Origin of the sequence: Burkholderia gladioli, assembly GCF_000959725.1 — a bacterium.
GTDB lineage: Bacteria > Pseudomonadota > Gammaproteobacteria > Burkholderiales > Burkholderiaceae > Burkholderia > Burkholderia gladioli.
On sequence record NZ_CP009322.1, the window covers coordinates 3,310,928 to 3,329,950 of the forward strand.

Sequence of the window (19,023 nt, forward strand, 5' to 3'; positions counted from 1 at the left end):
CCGTGTCACCGCCCGAAAGTCCGGGCGACGACGCGGCATCCTGCTCAAGCCGTGCCCAACGCTCCATCGAAGCGGCTCCGGCCCAGCTTCCTCACCACGATCGGCTTGCTGATCGATCCATACTTCAGCGTTGTGCCGGTACCGCCCACGCTGGTGATCGCGGCCGACGTCAGCTTGCCGTCCTTCCAGGCCAGGTCGACCGAGAAGCCGCCCTTCACGCGAACGCCCTTCACGCTGCCGGTATTCCACTGCGGGGGCAGCGCCGGCAGCAGCACGATCGAATCCGTGCTGCTCTGCACCAGCATCTCGAGGATCGCGGCCGGGCCGCCGAAGTTCGCGTCGATCTGGAAGATGTTGCCGCCATAGGCGTCGAACATGTTGGTGAAGGTGCCGTTGGTACTGTCGCTGCCGCTCGCGAATCGCAGCAGCTTCTGCACCATCGAATAGCAGGTGGCGGCATCGCGGAACTTGGCCCAGCAGGCGATGCGCCACGCCAGCCCCCAGCCGAACGAATCGGTGCCGCGCGCGGTGAGCAGCGCCTTGGCGGCGGCCACCAGCGCGGGATCGCCGTCATAGGCGATGCGCTCGCCCTCGAACCAGCCGATCAGCGGCGACAGGTGACGATGCTGCGGATCGCCCGTATCCACCTTGTCCTCCATCCATTCCTGGAGCTGGCCGGTGGTCGGGCTGATCTTCGGCAGGTAGAGCCGCGAACGCAGGCCGGCGATGGTCGCCGCGAAATCGGTATCGAGATTGAGCGTGCCGCTGGCCGTGCCGTAGTTGGTGAACAGGTCCCAGACGAGTTCCTGCGCGTAGGTGATGCCGAGTTCCTGGTGATCGCCGTGCTCGGGCGACCAGTCGCGATCGTCGACCAGCAGGCCGCTGGCCGGATCCACGATCAGGCGCGCCTGCCAGAACTCGCAAGCCGATTTCAGCACCGGGTAGATGGCGCGCAGGTAGTCGCGATCGAGCGTGTACTGGTAGTGGTTCCACAGCGTCCGGCAATACCAGGCGCTGGCGGGCGGGCTCCAGTCCCAGCCGATGCCGCCATAGATGCCGGTGGAGATCGCGATCGTCCAGCCCGCCACCTTGCCGCTCGAATTGCTGTAGTTGCTATTGGCGGCGTCGTTGAAATGGGCCTGCGTCGAGCGCTCCCAGGAGGGCAACTGGCTCAGCACATAGTCGGCGAACGGCTTCTGGCATTCCGGCAGCCCGGCTCGATCGGCCAGCCAGTAGTTCATCTGCACGTTGATGTCGGTGTGATAGTCGGCCATCCACGGCGGGGTGTTGTTCACGCTCCACAGGCCCTGCAGGTTGGCCGGCAAGGGCCCGCGCGACGAGGCGATGGTCAGGTAGCGGCCGAACTGGACATAGAGCGCCTCCAGTTCGGGATCGGCTATGTCCGGCGAGGCCGTGCGCGCCTTGAGCCGATCGGGGATCGTCATGGCACGCTGCGCGTCGCTCGACTTGCCGAGGTCGAGCGAGAAGCGGCCGAACAGCGCCGTGTAGTCCCTCAGATGGCGCTCCAGCAAGTTCCGATAGGGCAGGTGGGCCGCGCCGGAAACGTCCGCCCGGGCCAGCGCCGCGGGATCCGTCGCGCCGAGATAGCCCTCGGCCTCGATGCCGGAGTAGTTGGTCCGTGCCGCGATGATCAGGGTGAGCGCGGGGCAGCGTGACATCGTCAGCACGCCCTTGCTCGCGTCGTACTTGACCGTGCCCGAATCCGGCATCGCCAGGACATGCGTCGCGTAGCGTTCGCCGACGCCATCCAGCTTGCCCTGCGCGAGCAGAATGCCGTTCGAGCCCGTGACGCTCGCGCCTTGTCCGTCGACGAGCGAGATCGTGCCGTCATGGCTGCCGCCATCCGACGACAGGCGCATCACCAGGACCTTGTCGGGATGGCTGCAGAACACCTCGCGCCGATAGGTATGGCCGCCCGCCACATACTGCGTGTGGGCCACGGCGTTGCTGATGTCCAGCGAGCGCGAGTAGCCGCTTGCCTGGGCATGGCCTGGCAGGTCGACATAGAGCTTGCCGAGCATCTGGTAGCTGCCCATGCCGGCGGCCGTGTAGGCCAGATCCACCGCATCCTTCTGTCCCGACCACAGCGTGATTTCGTTCAGGTACAGCGCCTCGCGGGCGGGCGAGCCGCCGGTCAATGCGCCGAGCCGGCCGTTGCCGAGCGGCAGGCCTTCGAACAGGATGTTCGATTCGCCGGCTGCCTGGCTGTAACTCAGGCGCAGCGCGGCGCCGTCGGGCACGCGTGCCGATGCGGTATCGGCCGTGGCCGTGGAGGCCAGGGTGCTGGCGGCGTTGGCCACCGCGCCGGGGCCGCCGTCGCTACCGTCGCCGCCGCATCCCGCGATCGGGATCATGGTGGCTGCCGCCCCCCACTTCAGAAACATGCGTCGTTTTTCATTCTCGATGCCGCTCATTGCCCCCTCCTGAAAGATGCATCCACGTCATCAATACGCAGGACGCCGCATCGGCGCGATTTGGTAGGAATACGAATTATTGAATGCGATTCAGCACGATTCGTCGATGCGACCACGGTGCCTTCGGTCCGCCACGGCGGTATTCCGCCCTCGTTGGTGACCGGATCAAAGGTCCAGCCAATGGTACGTGGCGACGTCCGCCCTGTCACGGTTCCTGAACTCCGTGTTTTCCCGGTCCTGGCGCGGGGTTCGTTTCGTATTTGTGTTCAATGCATCGAGCGATCTTCTGTTTGGTGAATAGATGGCTAGGGACGTCCCACACTGTGGCGAGGCGTCCGCGGCAGCGGCCAAAGAAAAAGCCCGGCATTGCCGGGCTCGTGTGTTCAACCGCTCAGGCGGTCATCTGGTCAATACCGCCCGAGATACGTTTCCGTGCAGATATGCGTGAAGTACGAATACGAGGAGCTGGCGCTGAGCGCGCCGCTATCCGTATAAGCCACCGCGAACGAGTTCGGGTTGTAGGTGATGCGCCAGTGATCGGCCGGCGTCGAGAGCGTCTGGAAATCCCCGGTGAAGGTACCGGAGCCCTGGCAGGTGCCGACATTGAGCGGCAGGGACAGGCTGCCGTCCGCGCCCGTGTAGCCCGAGGTGGTGGTCAGCAGGGTCAGCTGGTTGGTGGTGCTGCGGTCGTAGGCCTGGATCGTCACATGCTCGCCGGCCGGCAACCGCACATTGCCGGTGTGGTCCCACGCGATCACGCCCGGCGTAACGGTGCGCGCGACGTTCTCGTGCGACGGCGCGAGGTGAGTGATGTTCTCGTTGTCGAGGAAGCGGTAGAAGCCGGCCGTGCCCGCGCCATCCGACACGCGCAGCGTATACGGCTGCGATGCCGGTGCCGAGGTGCCCGTGTTGTAGACGCGCAGCATCAGCGTGGCGCCCGCCGACGAGCTGACGTTGTAGGTCGTGCCGCTCGCCAGGGTCGCCCAGGTGTTCGGCGCGGTCAGCAGTTGCGCGGTTTGCGTGCCGGTGCCCGTGAAGGTGATCAGGTTGGCGCTCTGCGTGCTCGGCACCTGCACCGTGTAGTAGTCGACGTCGCTGACGGTGTCGAGGTTCGCGCTGATCAACTGGTTGCCGGTCAGCTGGCTCGGGCGGTTGATCGAATCGTTCGGTTCGTAGCTGTCGTAGCCGGTGGTGCCCGTCACCTGGAACTGGAAGGTGGCGCCGCCGGTGCCTTGTTGCGAATCGACCAGCAGCAGCAGGCGCACCGGGCCCGGCGGAATGCCCTCGACGACCTTGCTCTGCGCGGTGCCGGTTTCGTTGTCGAGATAGGTCAGGGTGCCGTCGTTGTTGACCTGCACGAGATGCACGTCGTGCTGTTCGTTGGCGGGAAGATTCACCACGTAGGCGACCGTCTTGGTCAGGTCGGCGGCGACGAACTCGAAGCAGTCGGTCTGGCCCGACGGTGCCGTGTTCGCGTTGTAGGCGGCGCCCACCTGGATATCGGCGCAGCCGGCCACCGGCGGCGCGACCGTGGCCGCGGTGGCGGCCTGGGTGGTGACGGCCGCGGCGCGCAGCGTGCGCAGCGACTGCAGGCGGCTGGTTGCCAGGCCCTGCGGCTTGATCGGCGTGGTCTTGCCTGCCACCTTGCCCAGCCGGCCCGCTACCGGCGCGCCGTCGTTGTGGGTGATACCGGGAACATAGGATTCCGCGTTGAGACTTTCCGCAGCATAGGACTGCATCGGCAGAATTACCGCGCCGACCAGCAGGCTCATCAATTGATGTCTCTTTTTCATGAGGGTTTGGCCTTGATTGAAATGTGAACGGCAGCATGCGAATCGCACTCCACGGCACAGGAGGCGCGACACGCAGCCCTGAATCCCGCTGCCGCCATGTTGATTACGGAAGAATTCATCTGTTTTTTAGGGTGAATGCCGTTCATTGACGAGGCGATGTCGCTCCGGGGTCGATTAGGGGCGGCGAGAATCCTTGACCGGCAAGGGAAATGGAAGATCGGAGTTGAATCACGATTGAACGGATATTGCGGAATGTCATGAGAATCGTATGCGCGCGTTTTTGAAACAATGAAGCATTGAGTTGCAATTTTCATTGCAATAGATGCGGCAACACGAAGGGCCAATAAATCACTGCAATGGCGGCGAGCGCGATAAACGGGCCGAACGGAATGGGCTCAGCTGCCTTTTTGCATCCGCTGGCGATCAGCGCGATGGCGACGATTGCGCCGGCGACCGAGGATATGGCGATGATCCAGGGCACGGCTTCCCAGCCGAGCCATGCGCCGAGCGCCGCGAGCAGCTTGAAATCGCCGTATCCCATGCCTTCTAGGCCGCGCAGCATGCGGAACAGTTGGCCGAGCGTCCAGGGCAGCAGGTAGCCGACCATCGCGCCGATCACCGCATCGGGCAGCGGTGCGAATACCTCGGCGAGGTTGAGCGCGAGACCCGCCCAGAGCAGCGGCAGCGTGATCGCGTCGGGCAGCAGGTGGTGCTCGAGGTCGATCGCGCCCGCCGTGGCGAGGCAGGCGCCCAGCAGGCTCGCCGCGCACCCGGCCGGGGTCGGGCCGAATGCCGCGCATGCGCACAGGGCCGCGATCATGCAGGTGGCAACGAGACGCGGCAGCAGGAATGCGATGTGTCCCGCGTCAGCCAGGCAGGCGATCGCCCGGCCGCGATACGCGCAGCTCCGGCGTGCCCTGCGTGGGTCGAACCGCGCGTGCTCGGCGGCGGCGTTGCGCTCGATCGCCGCCGGCAGATGAAGGGCCACGAGCGTCGACAGGATGCCCGATACGCTGCCCAGCAGGAGGAACCACAGCCATGTCATGAATGCACGTCGTTCGAAGGATGGCAGGCTCGACGATCAAGATCTGGAAAATAGCCTCAATTTCTTATTTTCCGACCTGACGAATCGCCTATTGATTAAGAATTAATCTTGAGATGAGCTTGTGATATCGGGATGTCAACTTTTTTCGGTATCTTATCGAGAAAAATATCCGATTGAACATGGAAAATTCTAATCTGACGAGTCAAGTCGCGGCACGGAAACCCGGCTGATAAATTTCCCTCGGTCGGCAGCGAGGGGCTGTATGCGCCCCTATCAAGGCTGACTCACAACCTGGTTGAAAACCATCAAGTCAATGTCGTCGGCATATCGCATGTCGGTGCGGGATGTCGTGTGCGTTGGCTTTTTCGTTTCCGGCTGCGGTTTGTCTTTTACAACTCGGGAGTCGAAATAAAATGAAAAATCGCAAAAATCTTCGGAAGCAGTTGGGTCAGGGCATGACCGAATACATCATCATCGTCGCGCTGATCGCGGTATCGTCGATTGGGGTCTATGCCTTCTTCGGCAAGACTGTCCGCACCCAGACCGCGGGCCTGGCCGAGGAAATGTCGGGCAAGAGCGCGCAGGCAAATATCAGTGCAGCACAGAAGGAAGCCGGCAATGCGACGTCCGATGCAGCGAAGAAGAAGGGCTTGGGTAGCTACTCGAACGAGAGCGTCGAAGGCAAGTAATCCAGGCGGCGCATCGTAGATCATGACGGCCCCCGCCCACACAAGGCACGCCGATGAACGTGGGCAGGCCCTGCTGCCCGCGCTGCTGTTCCTGGCGGTCGGCTGCGCCGCGCTCCTGCTCGCGTTCGGCTCGCTGCAGTTGACCAGCGCGAAAATCCAGTTGCAGAACACCGCGGATGCGAGCGCCTATGCGGCCGCCTTGCTGCAGGCCCGCGACTACAACTTTTCCGCCTACACCAACCGCGCGATGATCGCCAACCAGGCCGCCGTCGCGCAGATGGTGGGCCTGAAATCCTTCGTCGACATGCTCGACGAGCACGTCGCGGAAAACTCGCTCGCGGATCAGGTCGCGAGCCAGATCAGCCGGAACGGCGTGGACGAGTGGATCAGGAAGAAGCGCGAGGCGAGGGCATTGATTCATCCGGTGCGCGAGCGGCTCGACGTCGATTTGCCGCGCATGACGCGCAGTCTCGACACCATCATCTCCGCGCTCAGCAACGCGCAACGCAGCTATCACGAAGCCACGCTGATGGGGGTGCCGAGCCTGGCCGGCCAGGTCGCGCGCGCGAACCAGCCCGATACGCGGCTTGCCGACGGCGCATTCGACGACCCCCAATCGCAGCAGGAATTGTCGGCCTGGCGTGACCATTCCGTGGAATTCAAGCCGCTTGAGCGGCCGACGGACCGCTTTGCCGAAGCCGTGACCGCGGCCTCCACGCTCGGCGGTTTCACGACGAGGCGCTGGATCAAGGAAGAGGAAACGGTGATCGGGGACGGGTGCTGGGGGGCGGTCAGCCGGAAAGCGGACCTGATCGGCGGCACGCAGTTGCGGCCCCGCCGCGAGGGCTGGCAGGCCATCGACGGCACGTCGACCCGGGTGCAGACGAGGCATGACTGCGCCACGACCAAGGTGATCCAGGTGTGGGTCGAGGATGAGGACGACGACGACGGCGGCGAGGCCGGCGAGGATGGCGACGGGGACGCGAAGGGACATTGGGAGCTCCGGGAAGTGCGGGAGATCGAGCCCAGCGTCGACGATACGAGCGAGGAAGGCCGCGGCGGCGCGGGCAACGGCCGGAAAAGCCGCTACCAGAGCTGGTACGGCTACGGCGGCTACGTGAATTATGGCTATCCGAGCCCCTCGCCGGGGACGGTCATGCCGTCGATGCGGGCGCAGTATCGGGCCGGGTCGGGCGTCTCGATGAGCGTCGACGGCGGGCTGCAGCCGTATCGCGACCTGGCCGGGCAGGGTCCCGACCAGATCGCGCCACGCATCACCGTCCGCCTGGTGCGGGATCAGGGCTCGACGATCAGCGATCAACGCCTGCTCGGCGAAGGCCGGGTCGGGGTATCGATGTCCGGGCCGCCCTTGACGGCGCTCGCGTCGGGACAGGCCTATTTCGCGCGGCCCGACGAGAAGGGGCTGCGCTACGTATACGGCCTGCTGCGCTACTCCGGAGGATGGTCGCGCACCGATGGACGCACCGAGTATCCCAGCCTGTTCAATCCTTATTGGGAGGCGCGATTGGCGCCGGTGCCGGATGCCATGCGTGCTTCCGCGAGCGATGCGTCAAGCCGCGGGGAATCCAGATGAAAACATGTGGAATGCGAAGCATCGCGCGCCGGCAGGGCGGCCAGGCGATGGTCGAGATGGTGGCCGGGCTCGCGTTGGTGTTCGTCATCGGTTTCCTGGCGATGGCGATGTTCGGCCGGCTCAACGACATCCGCAACAAGGTGCTGATCGGTTCGCGCTACGTCGCCTGGGAGCGCACGGTGTGGATCAACCCCGACGACACCGGAACCGGCACCGATGGCTGGTGGTACGAAAAATTCGGCGCGGGGGCGCAAACCGTGACGAAAACGGACGAGGTGCTCAGGCGTGAATTCCTGGCCCGCGTCGTGGCGCCGCGTCGAACCTCGATTTCCGGCACGGATGCCGATATGCCGCTTTCGGCCGTCTTGCCGCCTTCATGGCGTGATCTCGGCGGCACGGCCTTTGTCCGGGATCGCCGCGACGTGATGGTGTCGACCCGCGCGACCGACCGGATGCTCGGCAGTCTCGCCAAGATCGCCAATCGGCCGATCGGCGTCTATCGCTCGCCGCACGTCGAGCAGGAAGTCTCGCTCCTGATGGCGTCGCGCACGATGCAGGACGGCAGCGTGGCGGTGGATGTCGACCTGGGCGGCGCGTTCGCGCGGCGCTTGTGGCCCTCGCTGTCGCGCCTGCGGTTCCAGAGCACCGCGACGCTCGCGACCAACACCTGGACACCGGATGGCCGGCTGGGCGTGATATCGGCGATCGGCCAGAAACTGGCGACACCCACCGCCATTCCGGACGCGATGTTGACGTCGCGCGACCGGCAGACGCTGGCGCGATCCATCGACGGAGTCGGCAATGTGCTCGGCCCGGGCTACTTCAAGCCGGGCTATGTCGACACGGAATCCGTACCGCTGGGTGCACTCAAGTGAGCGCGTCCTGGCGGTGGTATCCGACGGTGTTTCTGTTGACGGCCTGCGGGGCCTGGAACGCGGCGGCAGGCACCTGCGAACGGGAACCGGTAGCCGCGGCGAGCACGGTGTGGATCGGCGACGACATGCAGTTGGACGGGAGGGCCATGGTGGTCCGGGCCCTGCGTTTCGACCGGTCGGCGCGGCAGGTCGAGCGCGAGTTCCAGGCCTACTGGGACCGCGAGGGGCTGCCTTCGATGGGCACGCAGGGAACGCGCGGCCGCGTCTTGAGCGGGCTCGACGAGACATGCCAGTACGTGCTCGAACTGCAGGCCGGCGCATCCGGCGATACCGCCCAGGGCCTGATGAGCGCGATGCAACTGATGCCCGCCGCCGCGCGTCGCTCGATTCCGGAGTCGGCCGCGGTCCTCCCCGCCGGCCGGATCCTCTCCGATATCGAAAGCCGCGACCCCGGCCGTGTCGGGCGGACGTGGGTGATTGCGCTGGGCGGCCGCGCGGAGGATGGCGCCAGCCGCTATCGCGGCGAATTGCGGCGTGAAGGCTGGAAAACGATGGTGAGCATGGCGCCGCCGCCCGCGCGAGGCGCGCGCTCCTCGGATGCCGCACTGGCGATGCAACGAGGCGCCTACCGGCTGGATGCCGTGTTCACCGAACAGATGGGGCAGACGACTGCCGTGATCAATGTAATGGAGAGCCGTTGACATGCAAGGTTTGAAGCGCCGGACACGGCATCAGGGAGGACAGGCCTACGTCGAGTATGTGGTGGCCTTGGGCCTGCTCGTCGGGGCGCTGGTGGCGGGCGGCGACACGTCGGTGATGAACACCCTGCTGGTGGCCTTGAAATCGTTCTTCGACGCATACGGCTATGCGCTGTCGCTGTCTTGACCGGATCGGGACGGCATCGTGATCTTCAATCGAATCAACTATCGCTCCCTGCTCGCCAATACCTGGCTGCTGATCGGCATCGCCGTGGCGGCGGCCGGCGGCATCACCTGGGCCACATATCGCTACATGCTCGTGAGCGAGGCCCGCATCAAGGCGGAGGCAGCGGAGCGTCGCGAGGGGCCCGGCGTGTCGGTGGTGGTGCCGCGCGCCGACGTGCCGGCGGGCACGCCGCTCGACAGCGCGGTGTTCGTCGCGCGCGAGATCTCCGCCGATCTCGTCTACGACGACATGCTGCAGGTGGACGATTTCACCCATCACCGCAATGCCGTGCTGGTCAAGCCGGTACGCCGCGGTCGTCCATTGCGCCTGCAGGATGTCGACGCCACGCGCGCCCGCGATTTCTCCGACACGCTTGCGGCCGGCATGCGCGCGCTGACCCTGCCGATCGACGCGATCAACTCCACCGATTCGATGCTGCGCCCCGGCAACCGCGTCGACCTCTACTGGGTGGGAACCCTCTCCTTCGTCACGCGGGGCGGCGATCCCGCGGGCGATACGAAATCGATCCGGCTATTGATGCCCGGCGTGCTGGTGCTGGCGACCGGTCACGACGTTCGTCCGCGCGATGCGGGCGAGGCGGCACGCGATATGGCCGACGGAACGCGGCGCGATGCTTATGGCACGGTGACCTTGCAGGTGCCGGTCGCCGAAGCGGCGCGCATCGCGCTCGCGCAGAAGCTCGGCGGCTTGCGGCTGGTCCTGCGCAACAGCAAGGATCCCGGCGATCCGGTGCAGCGAGGGCTCGACGAAACCGAGCTGTTCGCGGCCAGGGCGGATGCGCCCGCCGACGATCGCGAACGGGTCGAGATCATCACCGGCGGCGGCAAGAGCACGACCGTGCAGGTGGCGATCGATCCAGTCGACGTCAACGTCCGGTCTGCCGCCTCGCCTGCCGGCGAGCCGCCGAGTCCGGTTGCCCCGGCGTCCGCCGCGGGCAGTGCCTATCGGCAGGCGAATGCGATTGCCCGCAGATTGCAGGCGGAAACCGGTGCAGCCGATGCATCGCGCTGAGCTTCGAAACGGATACGAGTCGTTCATGGAAAACCAACATCGCGCGGCCCGCCGCGGTTGCCGCTTCACGGCCGGCCTGCTGCTCGGCGCGCTGCTCATTCCTGGCGCGCCGCCGGCCCTGGCCGCGCGGCAGGCCGAACACGAGGAAAACGCGACGCCGGCGCAACACGCGCTGCTCGATCTCTATCGAGGCGAGATCCGCCTGATCGACGTGCCGGGCCGGATCAAGCGTATCGCGATCGGCGACGGCAGCCTGGTGACGGCCAACGTGGTGGACGGCCGGCTGATGCTGCTGGCCGAAAAGGCGGGCGTCACCTCGCTGGTGGCCTGGACCGCCAACGGCATTGCGCTGAATACCACCGTGCGCGTGGCGAAGGGCAATGTCCGGGAAACCGCCGCGCAGTTGCGCCAGGTGCTGGCCATCGTGCCGGACGTGAAGGTGATCGAGTCGGGGCCGAACATCCTGCTGACCGGCACCGTGCATCGCGACATGCTGGGGCGCATCAAGGCCGCGACCGCGGGCGTGCCGAACCTGGTGAACGCGATCGCGGTCGACGAGGGCGATGCCCTGAAGAAGACGATCCACTTCAAGGTGCGGATCATGGAGCTCACGCGCAATGCGCAGGAGAACCTCGGCATCGAGTGGGACAAGAAGATCGCCGGGCCACAGGCGGGCGCGCAGGGTTACATCGGCAGCCAGGCCGTGGCGGGGCCCGGCATGGTGATCGCGGGGATCTCGACCCATATCGCGTCGACGCTGAACCTGATGATCACCAGGGGCGACGCATATGTCCTCGCGGCGCCCGAGCTGAATACCAAGAGCGGCGGCACGGCGAGTTTCCTGGCCGGCGGGCAGGTACCGATTCCGCGTGCCGGCGCGCTCGGCACCACCGATGTCGAATACAAGGACTACGGGATCAAGCTCGACATCAAGCCGGTGGTGGACGCGAACAACGTGATTTCCGCCCAGATCGACACCGAGATCAGCCAGATCGATCCTTCCGTGTCCTACGGCGGCTACCCCGGTTTCCTGACGCGCAGCGCCCGCTCGGACATCTCCCTGCGCGCTGGCGAGACGATGGCGATTTCCGGCCTGGTCAATGCCGATGCGATCGGCAACATGAGCCGCCTGCCGTTTTTAGGGCGCTTGCCGATCATCGGCCGCCTGTTCCGCTCGGACGAATTCCGCTCGAAACGCAGCGATCTCGTGATCTTCGTGACACCGATGATTTCCGATCCGACGCTCGCGCCGAATACGGACCTGCTCTCGCGCGCGGACCGGATCGATCGCGGCTTCCACGAGCGGCACGGCGATCCGAGTCCGCTCTCGGAACGCGATCGGGCTCGCGGCAAGGACGAGGCGCGGCAGGCGATAGGACCGACCCGCGCGCAGCCGGTCGGCCCGCTGCGCGCGCAGGCCATGCAGGACGACCGTGGCGACGCTTCGGGCAGTCCGGTGTCGAGCCGGGTACCGCCTCGCCAGGCGCCGGCGCCGACACGGCCGGCGCAGGGCGAGGCGGCATCCTTCGGTGCTGCCTCGCCCTCGGCGCAGCGTCGCCTGCTCGATGGCATCGACGCGCCGGCTCAGGGTTCCTTGCCGCGCAACGGCGCACCGCCGCCCCCGGTCGCCGAGTCCGTCACGATTCCCGCCACGCCGATCGAATGGCGCCCCGCCAAGGTCGCGACGCCGGACAGCGCCGCAGGCACCGAGTCACGATGAGCCAGCCACAGGAGACAGCACCGTGCTGAGTCTGCAAGTGCAATTGCGCCACGGCGCCCCGCAGGTCGTTCGCATCGAGGATGGTTGCACGATCGGCAAGTCGCCGGAGTGTGATGTCGTGATCAAGGGCATGCTGGTCGGCAGGATCCAGGCGCGTATCGTTGCGCGAGGCAATGCCTGGTATCTGGAGGACCAGGGCGGGATCGCGAACACATTGGTCAATGGCGCGCCCATCGAGACCTTCGGGCCCCTGACCGCGAACGACGAAATCGAGATTGGCACGGCGAAGCTGCGTGTCGTGGCCGAGCCGTCGTCGCCCGCGCAGGCTGCCGCGGACCCGCTGGCGATGCCCGCCGCGCGCCCGGGCGTGTCTGCGCAGGACGGCGCGACGGTCGCCGCCGCGTCCACCACGGCCCTTGCTGGGCCCGCCGCGGAACCCGCTTTGTCCGTGCCGGCGGCACGCAACGATCCCCCGCCCGCTCGCCGCGCGAATCCCGTTCCCGAGTTGCCGACGCCGGCCATCAACAACCGAATCGGCATCGAACTGCGCAAGACGGTGCATATGCGTTTGATCGCCGAGCTGGATCTGCGCCGCCTGAACGTGGCGAGGATGGACGATGACGAATTGCGGCGCACGGTGGGCGCCGCGCTGGACGAGATCCTCGACAACGACGCGGCGTTCCGCTCGGCCGATGTTTCGCTCGAGGCGCTGCGCAAGAGCGTGTTCGACGAAGTGATCGGGCTCGGGCCGCTGGAGGAGCTGATCGCCGATCCGGAGGTCAGCGAAATCATGGTGAATTGCCACGACGAGATCTTCGTCGAACGACGCGGCAAGCTGACCCGCTCGCGGGTGATCTTCACCGACGACCGCGCGGTGCTCGGCGCGATCGAGCGCATCGTCGCGCCGATCGGCCGGCGCATCGACGAGAGTTCGCCGATGGTCGATGCGCGCCTGTCCGACGGCTCGCGCGTCAACGCGGTGATCCCGCCGCTGGCCCTGAAGGGGCCCAGCATCACGATCCGCAAGTTCTCCCAGCGCAAGCTGACGGGCGAGGACCTGATCGATTTCGGCTCGATGTCGGCCGACATGCTGGCCTTCCTGCGCACGGCGGTGGAGCAGCGCGCGAACATCATCATCTCGGGCGGCACCGGTTCGGGCAAGACCACCTTGCTCAACGTGCTGTCCAACTACATCCCCGACGACGAGCGGATCGTGACCGTCGAGGATGCCGCCGAACTGCAACTGTCCCAGCCGAACCTGGTCGCGCTCGAAGCGCGTCCGCCGAACATGGAGGGCAAGGGGGCGGTGCCGATCCGCGATCTGGTGAAGAACTGCCTGCGCATGCGGCCCGACCGGATCGTGGTGGGCGAATGCCGCGGCGGCGAGGCGCTCGACATGCTGCAGGCGATGAATACCGGGCACGACGGTTCGCTGACGACCGCTCATGCGAACTCGCCGCGCGACTGCATCGCCCGCCTCGAGGTGATGACGCTGATGGCCGGGCTCGACCTGCCGGTGCAGGCGATTCGCGAGCAGATCTGCTCGGCGGTCGACGTCATCGTCCAGCAGACGCGTTTCTCGTGCGGCTCGCGGCGCGTCACCCACGTGACCGAGGTGAGCGGGATGGAATCGGGCGTGATCCAGCTGCAGGACGTATTCGTGTTCCGGCAGGACGGCTTCGGCGAGGATGGCCGGGTGCAGGGCGTCTTCCATCCCACATCCTATGTGCCGGACTTCTATCAGGAACTGATACGCAGGCGTATTCCGGTCGACACCTCGATCTTCACCGGCGGCGCCGAGGCGGGGCATCCATGAACCTCCTCACGCTGCTCGCGCTGATGTTCGCCGGGACGATCGTCCTCCTGGTCGTGGTGTTCAAGCTGGGGCGCGTTGCCATGACGGCTCGGTCGCGCCGCGTCGCGGGCGAGATCGAGGCCTCGCTCGCCGAGATGTACGTATTCGTGAATCGCCAGCAGAGCGCGCTGTTGTCCCTGCTGGCCATCGTCCTGCTCCCCTTGTTCGCCTATTTCCTGTTCGACAGCGTGCTGCTCGCCGTCGTCGCGTTGGTCGGAGCCTTGATGGCGCCGCGCCGCGTGCTCGCGATGATGCGCAAGCGCCGCATCGCGTTGCTCGAACGCCAGTTGCCGGACGTGCTGCTGATGACGGCCGGCGCGCTGCGTGCCGGCGCGAGTTTCGCGGTGGCCATGGAAAGTGTCGTATCGGAAGCGCCCGCGCCGATCTCGGGGGAGCTCGAGCTGCTCATGCGCGAACTGCGTCTCGGCATCGACCTCGATATCGCGATGCAGAACATCGAGCGGCGCATTCCCGTTCCCGACTTCCTGATGGTGACGGCTGCCGTCACCATCTCGCGGGAAGTCGGCGGCAATCTCGCGGAAGCGCTCGAATCGGTGGCGCGCACGCTCGGCGCCAAGCTGCAGATGGAGGGCAAGATCCGGGCCCTGACTTCGCAGGGCCGCATGCAGGGCATCGTGATGACCTTGCTGCCGCTGGGCCTGATGGTCGTGCTCAATTTCATGGAGCCCGAAGCGATGGCGCCGCTGTTCCATGAGCGGATCGGCTGGCTGACGCTGGCCGTGATCGCGGTGATGGAATTCCTGGGCTACAAGGCGATTTCGAAGATCACCAATATCGACGTCTGAGTCGCGGGCAAGGGAATTCGGGAGGGTATCGATGATTTTCATGGTCTCCACGCTGGTCGGCTTCGGCACCGTGTTGGTGCTGAGCCTGCTGCTGCGCTCGGTCGTGCAGTTGCGGCGGGCGGTACCGAAGGAGGATCGCGCCTATTCCGATCCCCTGCCGCGCTGGCTGCGGTTGGTGTGGCCGTTGGTCAACCTCGTCGAGCACGGGATCGGCGAACACCTCTCCGCCGCCTATGTCGCCCGGATCGAGCTTCAATTGCGGCTCACGCACCTGATCTTTCTGATGACGGCACGACAGTTCATTGCCCTGAGCTTCCTGTCCGCCGCGATCGCGAGCTTGATCGCGGTGTTCGCTATGCTCGCGCTCGACAGCTTTTCGCTGCTGGTGCTGCCGATTGCCGCCCTGCTCGGCTACAGCTACCCCCGTATCTGGGTACGCGACGTACGACGCGCCCGGGTGGTGGCGATCCGCAAGCAGTTGCCGGTCTATCTCGACTTCCTGACGCTGGCCGTCGAGGCCGGGCTCAACATCAACGGCGCGATCCAGAAGGCGGTCGAGAAAGGGCCGGACGGCGCGCTGCGCAGCGAGTTCGAACATGTGCTGCGCGACCTGAAATCCGGCCTGAACCGCGCCGACGCGCTGCGCCGTTTCGACGAACGGCAGGACATCAAGGAAATCACCAACTTCGTCGGTGCCGTGATCCAGGCCGAGCGCATGGGTTCCGGGCTTGCCGGCACGCTGCGTTTCCAGTCCGAACAACGGCGCGCAGAGCGTTTCCAGCGTGCCGAGAAGCTCGCGATGGAGGCGCCGGTGAAGCTGGTGTTTCCCCTGATGATGTTCATCTTTCCCGTGACCTTCGTGGTGCTCGGTTTTCCGATCGCGATGCGTTTCGTGCAGGGAGGTTTTCTGTGAGGCATGGCCGGCTGTTCGTGAGCGGGCGGGCGACCGGCGTGCGCGTGGCCCTGGCGGAATCGGCGCGCGAGCGGCTGCGAGGCCTGCTCGGGCGCGACGCGCTAGCCGAGGACGAGGCGCTGTTGCTCGAGCGCTGCGCCAGCGTGCACACCTTCGGGATGCGTTTCCCGATCGACGTGCTGTTCGTGAATCGCGCGGGCCGCGTCCTGGCCGTGCATCGCGAGGTGCGCGCATGGCGCGTGCTGATGCACTGGCGTGGCGCCAGGACGCTGGAGATGGCGGCCGGTGCCGCCGCGCGTCATCGAATCGGCCCGGGGGCGACGATCGTGCTGGGGGACCTGACATGAAGCCCCGTCGCGCAGGCGCGCGCATTCGCCAGGGCGGCCAGTCGCTCGTCGAGTTCGTGATCGTGGCGCCGGTGCTGCTGTTCTTCTGCTTCGGGCTGCTGCAATACGCCTTGCTGTTCCAGGCCCGGGCGACGCTCGATTCGGCCACGCTGGAGGCGGCTCGCGAAGGGGCCGTCAATCACGCCGAACTCGACGCGATGCAGCGTGGCCTGGCTCGCGGCCTGTCTCCCCTCTATGCGTACGAGGCGAACGCAGCCGGTGCGAGCGCCGCGTTGGCGCGGGCCGACCAGGCGGTACGCGACCGTGCCCGCATCGCCATCATCAACCCGACGCGCGCGCAGCTCGACGATTTCGGGCAGACGCGCTACGACGCGCAGTCGCGCAGCACCGTGAGGGAGATTCCGAACGAGTTGCTGCGCTATCGCAAGACCAATATCGGTCGCGAGTCGGGCGCCAACATCCAGGATGCCAACCTGCTGAAGATCCGCGTGCACTACTGCCATGAGATGGTCGTGCCGTTCGTGAATCGTGTCGTGTACTACGCGATCAACGGCATCGGCGCGGTCGGGCTCGACGGCCTGACCGCCACCGAGCCGGCCGACGCGAACCACGATCCCTATGGCGCGCCCGTCAAACCCGACTTCCTGTGCCGACGCAAGCTCGAGGACGGGCGCGTGACGGGGCGCTGGCCAATCGCGCTGGAATCCGAGGTCGTCGTGCGGATGCAGTCCGCCTATCGCGGCGCGAGCGGGCAGGACATGGAGCGATGAGTCGGCGGTGGGCCGGCCTTCGGTCGGCGGCGGTCGGGAAGGGTTGCCGGCGGCGGCTTGTCCGGCTCGTGATGATCGCCTCGCTTGCATGCGGAGCCGGGGAAGCGGGGGCCGGCGGCGTGATGATGATCGTCGGCGGCATGCGCGACGCCGCGCGCTCGGCAAGCGCGCCGACGCGCGGCGTGATGCTGACGTTCGATACCGGAAACCCGCTGCCGGATGCCGCTCGGGATCTTCACACCTCTTTGCGCGTGATGGCGCTCGCGCCGCTGGTCGGCGATATCGCGCGCGCCTGCGGGCTCGACGCGGCGCTGCTGCTGGCCGTCATTCATGCCGAATCGGCGGGCGACCCTCGGGTGATTTCCCCGAAGGGGGCGGTCGGCCTGATGCAGTTGATGCCCGCAACGGGGGCGCAATACGGCCTGAGCGACCCGTTCGATGCCAGGCAGAACATCCTGGCCGGCGCCCGTTTCCTCGGTGGCCTGCTGCAACGCTATCGCGCGCGCGAACTCGCGCTGGCCGCGTACAACGCCGGCGAGGGCGCCATCGCTCGCCATGGCGGACGGATTCCACCTTACGACGAGACACGGGCTTATGTCGCGAAGGTGCTCCGCCTTCACGCGCGCTATGCGCGAGACGGCGAGGCCGCGTGGCGGGCGGGTTCCGCGTCCACCGGCCGTTGCGGCTCCTGATAGTCCATTGATGTCCGATCGCCGTCGCGGCGGTGGCTGCCGCGGCGTTCGCCTTTCCTGCCTGCCAGGCGCCGTATCGGCGCACCGGCGCTTCTTCGGAGCCTTGAGATGAATTCACGATTTCCCGTTTACGGCAACCCGCGTCGCGCTTCGCTGCCGCGCGCCGGCGGCGCGGTCGGCAAGCGCCTGCGCGAGCTGGCCGGCGAATTTCGCGCCGCGATGGCCGCCGGCCGCTATCGCGCCGCGCGACAGTTGGCCGAGCGCGCGTTGGCGCTGGCACCCGGCAACCCGACCGTGCTGGGCGACTATGCACTGTGCCTGATGCGCGAAGGCCGTCATGAAGACGCCTATCGTGTCTATCGCGACATCGAGGCGCTGGCACCGGCGCGCCAGCAGCAACTCGCGCCGACCTGGATCGACGGCCTCGCCGAAGCATGCGGGTGGCTCGGCAAGCACGACGAACTGCGCCGCTACGGATATCGCTCGCTGGCGGCCGCCGACGCGCGCTTCTCCGTCCGTCGTCAGTGGGCGGTACCGCCGGGTCGGCCAACGCCTTTCGACGCCCGGCAGCCCGAGCGGAACGTGATCGCCTACAGCCTGTACGGCGCGAAGCCGCGCTATTGCGAAACGCTGGTCATGAACGCCCGGATCGTCGGTGAGCTGTTTCCGGCATGGACCTGCCGCGTTTATCACGACGACACCGTACCGGATCATGTCCGCAGCCGACTGAAGGCGGCGGGCACGACGCTGATCCGGGTGGACGACGCGCTACGCCTGGCCATGCCGGGCACGATGTGGCGCTTTCTCGTGCTCGACGATCCGGCGGTAGCGCGCTTCATGATCCGCGACGCGGACGCGCTCTTGTCCGAACGCGAGCCCGCCGCGATCGAGGCCTGGCTCGACAGCGGACGCTGGTTCCACCACATGAGGGATTACTTCACGCATACCGAGCTGTTGCTGGCCGGCATGTGGGCCGGCTGCCGCGGCGTGTTTCCGCCGATCGCGCCGCTGATGGCCGACTTCGTGCGCAGTTGCCCGGACGAGCGCAGGTTCACCGACCAGTACTTCCTGCGCGCCGTGTTGTGGCCGACGATCCGCGACAGCGTGCTCAATCATGACGAGCTGTTCGGATTCCACGATGCGCGCCCCTTTCCTGCGCATCCGCCGGTGCGCTGGCGCGACGTCGAATTCCATGTGGGCAGCAATGCGAGCTATCGCGCTGTCGGCGGCCCCAGTGCGCTTGCCGACGGCGCCATGCAGACGGTGACCCTCGATGACGGCACGAATGGATCGTTTCGTTACGACGCGATCGTGCGCGATGGCCAATGGTCTCTCGAGTTGCCGTTCTTCCTGATCGAGGCTTTCGAGAGAGGCGACTTGTCAGTCTCCGTGCCAATCATTGCCTGATATCGGCAAGGGTAATTTTTCATAAATCTCATAATAAAAACATGCCAATAACCATTCATAAGAAATGGATTGAATCTTGAGAATGGCGGATTAAGCCGTTTCCTTACGATTTTGTTGGCTATCAAT

Annotated in this window: 17 protein-coding genes; 14 read left to right on the top strand and 3 right to left on the bottom strand. The window is 66.2% G+C overall.

The window, feature by feature from the left end; all coding sequences use genetic code 11:
* Positions 1-44 precede the first annotated feature (44 nt).
* The 3 genes from BM43_RS14300 to BM43_RS14310 form a co-directional block, all read right to left on the bottom strand.
* Entirely contained in the window at positions 45-2,435 is a 2,391-nt protein-coding gene (locus BM43_RS14300) for a glycoside hydrolase family 95 protein (protein ID WP_042284177.1), read from the bottom strand.
* 407 nt (positions 2,436-2,842) lie between these two features.
* Positions 2,843-4,228 carry a hypothetical protein gene (locus BM43_RS14305; RefSeq protein ID WP_036055134.1) on the bottom strand — a complete coding sequence of 462 codons (1,386 nt, stop codon included), beginning with the start codon at positions 4,226-4,228 and terminating at the stop codon, positions 2,843-2,845.
* A gap of 310 nt (positions 4,229-4,538) precedes the next feature.
* Positions 4,539-5,273: a prepilin peptidase gene (locus BM43_RS14310; RefSeq protein WP_042284181.1), complete on the bottom strand. Its 735-nt coding sequence runs from the start codon at positions 5,271-5,273 to the stop codon at positions 4,539-4,541.
* A 413-nt stretch (positions 5,274-5,686) separates the two neighbouring features.
* Between BM43_RS14310 and BM43_RS14315 the strand changes: the two genes are divergently transcribed.
* From BM43_RS14315 to BM43_RS14380, 14 genes are all read left to right on the top strand, one after another.
* Entirely contained in the window at positions 5,687-5,962 is a 276-nt protein-coding gene (locus BM43_RS14315; protein ID WP_036055132.1) for a hypothetical protein, read from the top strand.
* Between the two features lie 22 nt (positions 5,963-5,984).
* Entirely contained in the window at positions 5,985-7,556 is a 1,572-nt protein-coding gene (locus BM43_RS14320; protein ID WP_042284187.1) for a hypothetical protein, read from the top strand.
* Between the two features lie 11 nt (positions 7,557-7,567).
* On the top strand, positions 7,568-8,431 hold the full coding sequence (locus BM43_RS37530; RefSeq protein WP_052409105.1) for a hypothetical protein: 864 nt from the start codon (positions 7,568-7,570) through the stop codon (positions 8,429-8,431).
* On the top strand, positions 8,428-9,132 hold the full coding sequence (locus BM43_RS14330) for a hypothetical protein (protein ID WP_036055130.1): 705 nt from the start codon (positions 8,428-8,430) through the stop codon (positions 9,130-9,132). Before BM43_RS37530 ends, BM43_RS14330 begins: the two co-directional genes overlap by 4 nt.
* Position 9,133: 1 nt before the next feature.
* Positions 9,134-9,316: a hypothetical protein gene (locus BM43_RS14335; protein ID WP_036055129.1), complete on the top strand. Its 183-nt coding sequence runs from the start codon at positions 9,134-9,136 to the stop codon at positions 9,314-9,316.
* Positions 9,317-9,334: 18 nt separating this feature from the next.
* On the top strand, positions 9,335-10,387 hold the full coding sequence (gene cpaB / locus BM43_RS14340) for a Flp pilus assembly protein CpaB (RefSeq protein WP_036055127.1): 1,053 nt from the start codon (positions 9,335-9,337) through the stop codon (positions 10,385-10,387).
* A 25-nt stretch (positions 10,388-10,412) separates the two neighbouring features.
* Positions 10,413-12,107: a type II and III secretion system protein family protein gene (locus tag BM43_RS14345; protein WP_036055125.1), complete on the top strand. Its 1,695-nt coding sequence runs from the start codon at positions 10,413-10,415 to the stop codon at positions 12,105-12,107.
* 22 nt (positions 12,108-12,129) lie between these two features.
* A complete protein-coding gene (locus BM43_RS14350; RefSeq protein WP_036055123.1) occupies positions 12,130-13,923 on the top strand; it encodes a TadA family conjugal transfer-associated ATPase in 1,794 nt (597 codons plus the stop codon).
* Positions 13,920-14,768, top strand: coding sequence for a type II secretion system F family protein (locus BM43_RS14355; protein WP_036055121.1), 849 nt, complete (start codon positions 13,920-13,922; stop codon positions 14,766-14,768). The genes BM43_RS14350 and BM43_RS14355 overlap by 4 nt, the downstream gene beginning before the upstream one ends.
* Positions 14,769-14,799: 31 nt before the next feature.
* Positions 14,800-15,681 (top strand): type II secretion system F family protein, encoded by an 882-nt coding sequence (locus tag BM43_RS14360; RefSeq protein ID WP_036055119.1) that lies wholly within the window; start codon positions 14,800-14,802, stop codon positions 15,679-15,681.
* Complete coding sequence (locus tag BM43_RS14365; RefSeq protein ID WP_013688862.1) at positions 15,678-16,028, top strand: DUF192 domain-containing protein; 351 nt, start codon at positions 15,678-15,680, stop codon at positions 16,026-16,028. Before BM43_RS14360 ends, BM43_RS14365 begins: the two co-directional genes overlap by 4 nt.
* Positions 16,025-16,798 carry a TadE family protein gene (locus tag BM43_RS14370; protein ID WP_036055116.1) on the top strand — a complete coding sequence of 258 codons (774 nt, stop codon included), beginning with the start codon at positions 16,025-16,027 and terminating at the stop codon, positions 16,796-16,798. The genes BM43_RS14365 and BM43_RS14370 overlap by 4 nt, the downstream gene beginning before the upstream one ends.
* A gap of 122 nt (positions 16,799-16,920) precedes the next feature.
* Positions 16,921-17,490 carry a lytic transglycosylase domain-containing protein gene (locus tag BM43_RS14375; RefSeq protein WP_052409106.1) on the top strand — a complete coding sequence of 190 codons (570 nt, stop codon included), beginning with the start codon at positions 16,921-16,923 and terminating at the stop codon, positions 17,488-17,490.
* Positions 17,491-17,709: 219 nt separating this feature from the next.
* The gene (locus BM43_RS14380) at positions 17,710-18,897 is read left to right on the top strand and encodes a tetratricopeptide repeat protein (RefSeq protein ID WP_230676383.1); all 1,188 of its coding nucleotides are present in this window, start codon (positions 17,710-17,712) and stop codon (positions 18,895-18,897) included.
* The last annotated feature ends 126 nt before the right edge of the window (positions 18,898-19,023 follow it).

Coding starts and splice junctions, on each gene's coding strand:
- BM43_RS14300 (WP_042284177.1), bottom strand. CDS start 2,435: ATGAGCGGCATCGAGAATGAAAAACGACGCATGTTTCTGAAGTGGGGG.
- BM43_RS14305 (WP_036055134.1), bottom strand. CDS start 4,228: ATGAAAAAGAGACATCAATTGATGAGCCTGCTGGTCGGCGCGGTAATT.
- BM43_RS14310 (WP_042284181.1), bottom strand. CDS start 5,273: ATGACATGGCTGTGGTTCCTCCTGCTGGGCAGCGTATCGGGCATCCTG.
- BM43_RS14315 (WP_036055132.1), top strand. CDS start 5,687: ATGAAAAATCGCAAAAATCTTCGGAAGCAGTTGGGTCAGGGCATGACC.
- BM43_RS14320 (WP_042284187.1), top strand. CDS start 5,985: ATGACGGCCCCCGCCCACACAAGGCACGCCGATGAACGTGGGCAGGCC.
- BM43_RS37530 (WP_052409105.1), top strand. CDS start 7,568: ATGCGAAGCATCGCGCGCCGGCAGGGCGGCCAGGCGATGGTCGAGATG.
- BM43_RS14335 (WP_036055129.1), top strand. CDS start 9,134: ATGCAAGGTTTGAAGCGCCGGACACGGCATCAGGGAGGACAGGCCTAC.
- BM43_RS14345 (WP_036055125.1), top strand. CDS start 10,413: ATGGAAAACCAACATCGCGCGGCCCGCCGCGGTTGCCGCTTCACGGCC.
- BM43_RS14355 (WP_036055121.1), top strand. CDS start 13,920: ATGAACCTCCTCACGCTGCTCGCGCTGATGTTCGCCGGGACGATCGTC.
- BM43_RS14360 (WP_036055119.1), top strand. CDS start 14,800: ATGATTTTCATGGTCTCCACGCTGGTCGGCTTCGGCACCGTGTTGGTG.
- BM43_RS14370 (WP_036055116.1), top strand. CDS start 16,025: ATGAAGCCCCGTCGCGCAGGCGCGCGCATTCGCCAGGGCGGCCAGTCG.
- BM43_RS14375 (WP_052409106.1), top strand. CDS start 16,921: ATGATGATCGTCGGCGGCATGCGCGACGCCGCGCGCTCGGCAAGCGCG.
- BM43_RS14380 (WP_230676383.1), top strand. CDS start 17,710: ATGGCCGCCGGCCGCTATCGCGCCGCGCGACAGTTGGCCGAGCGCGCG.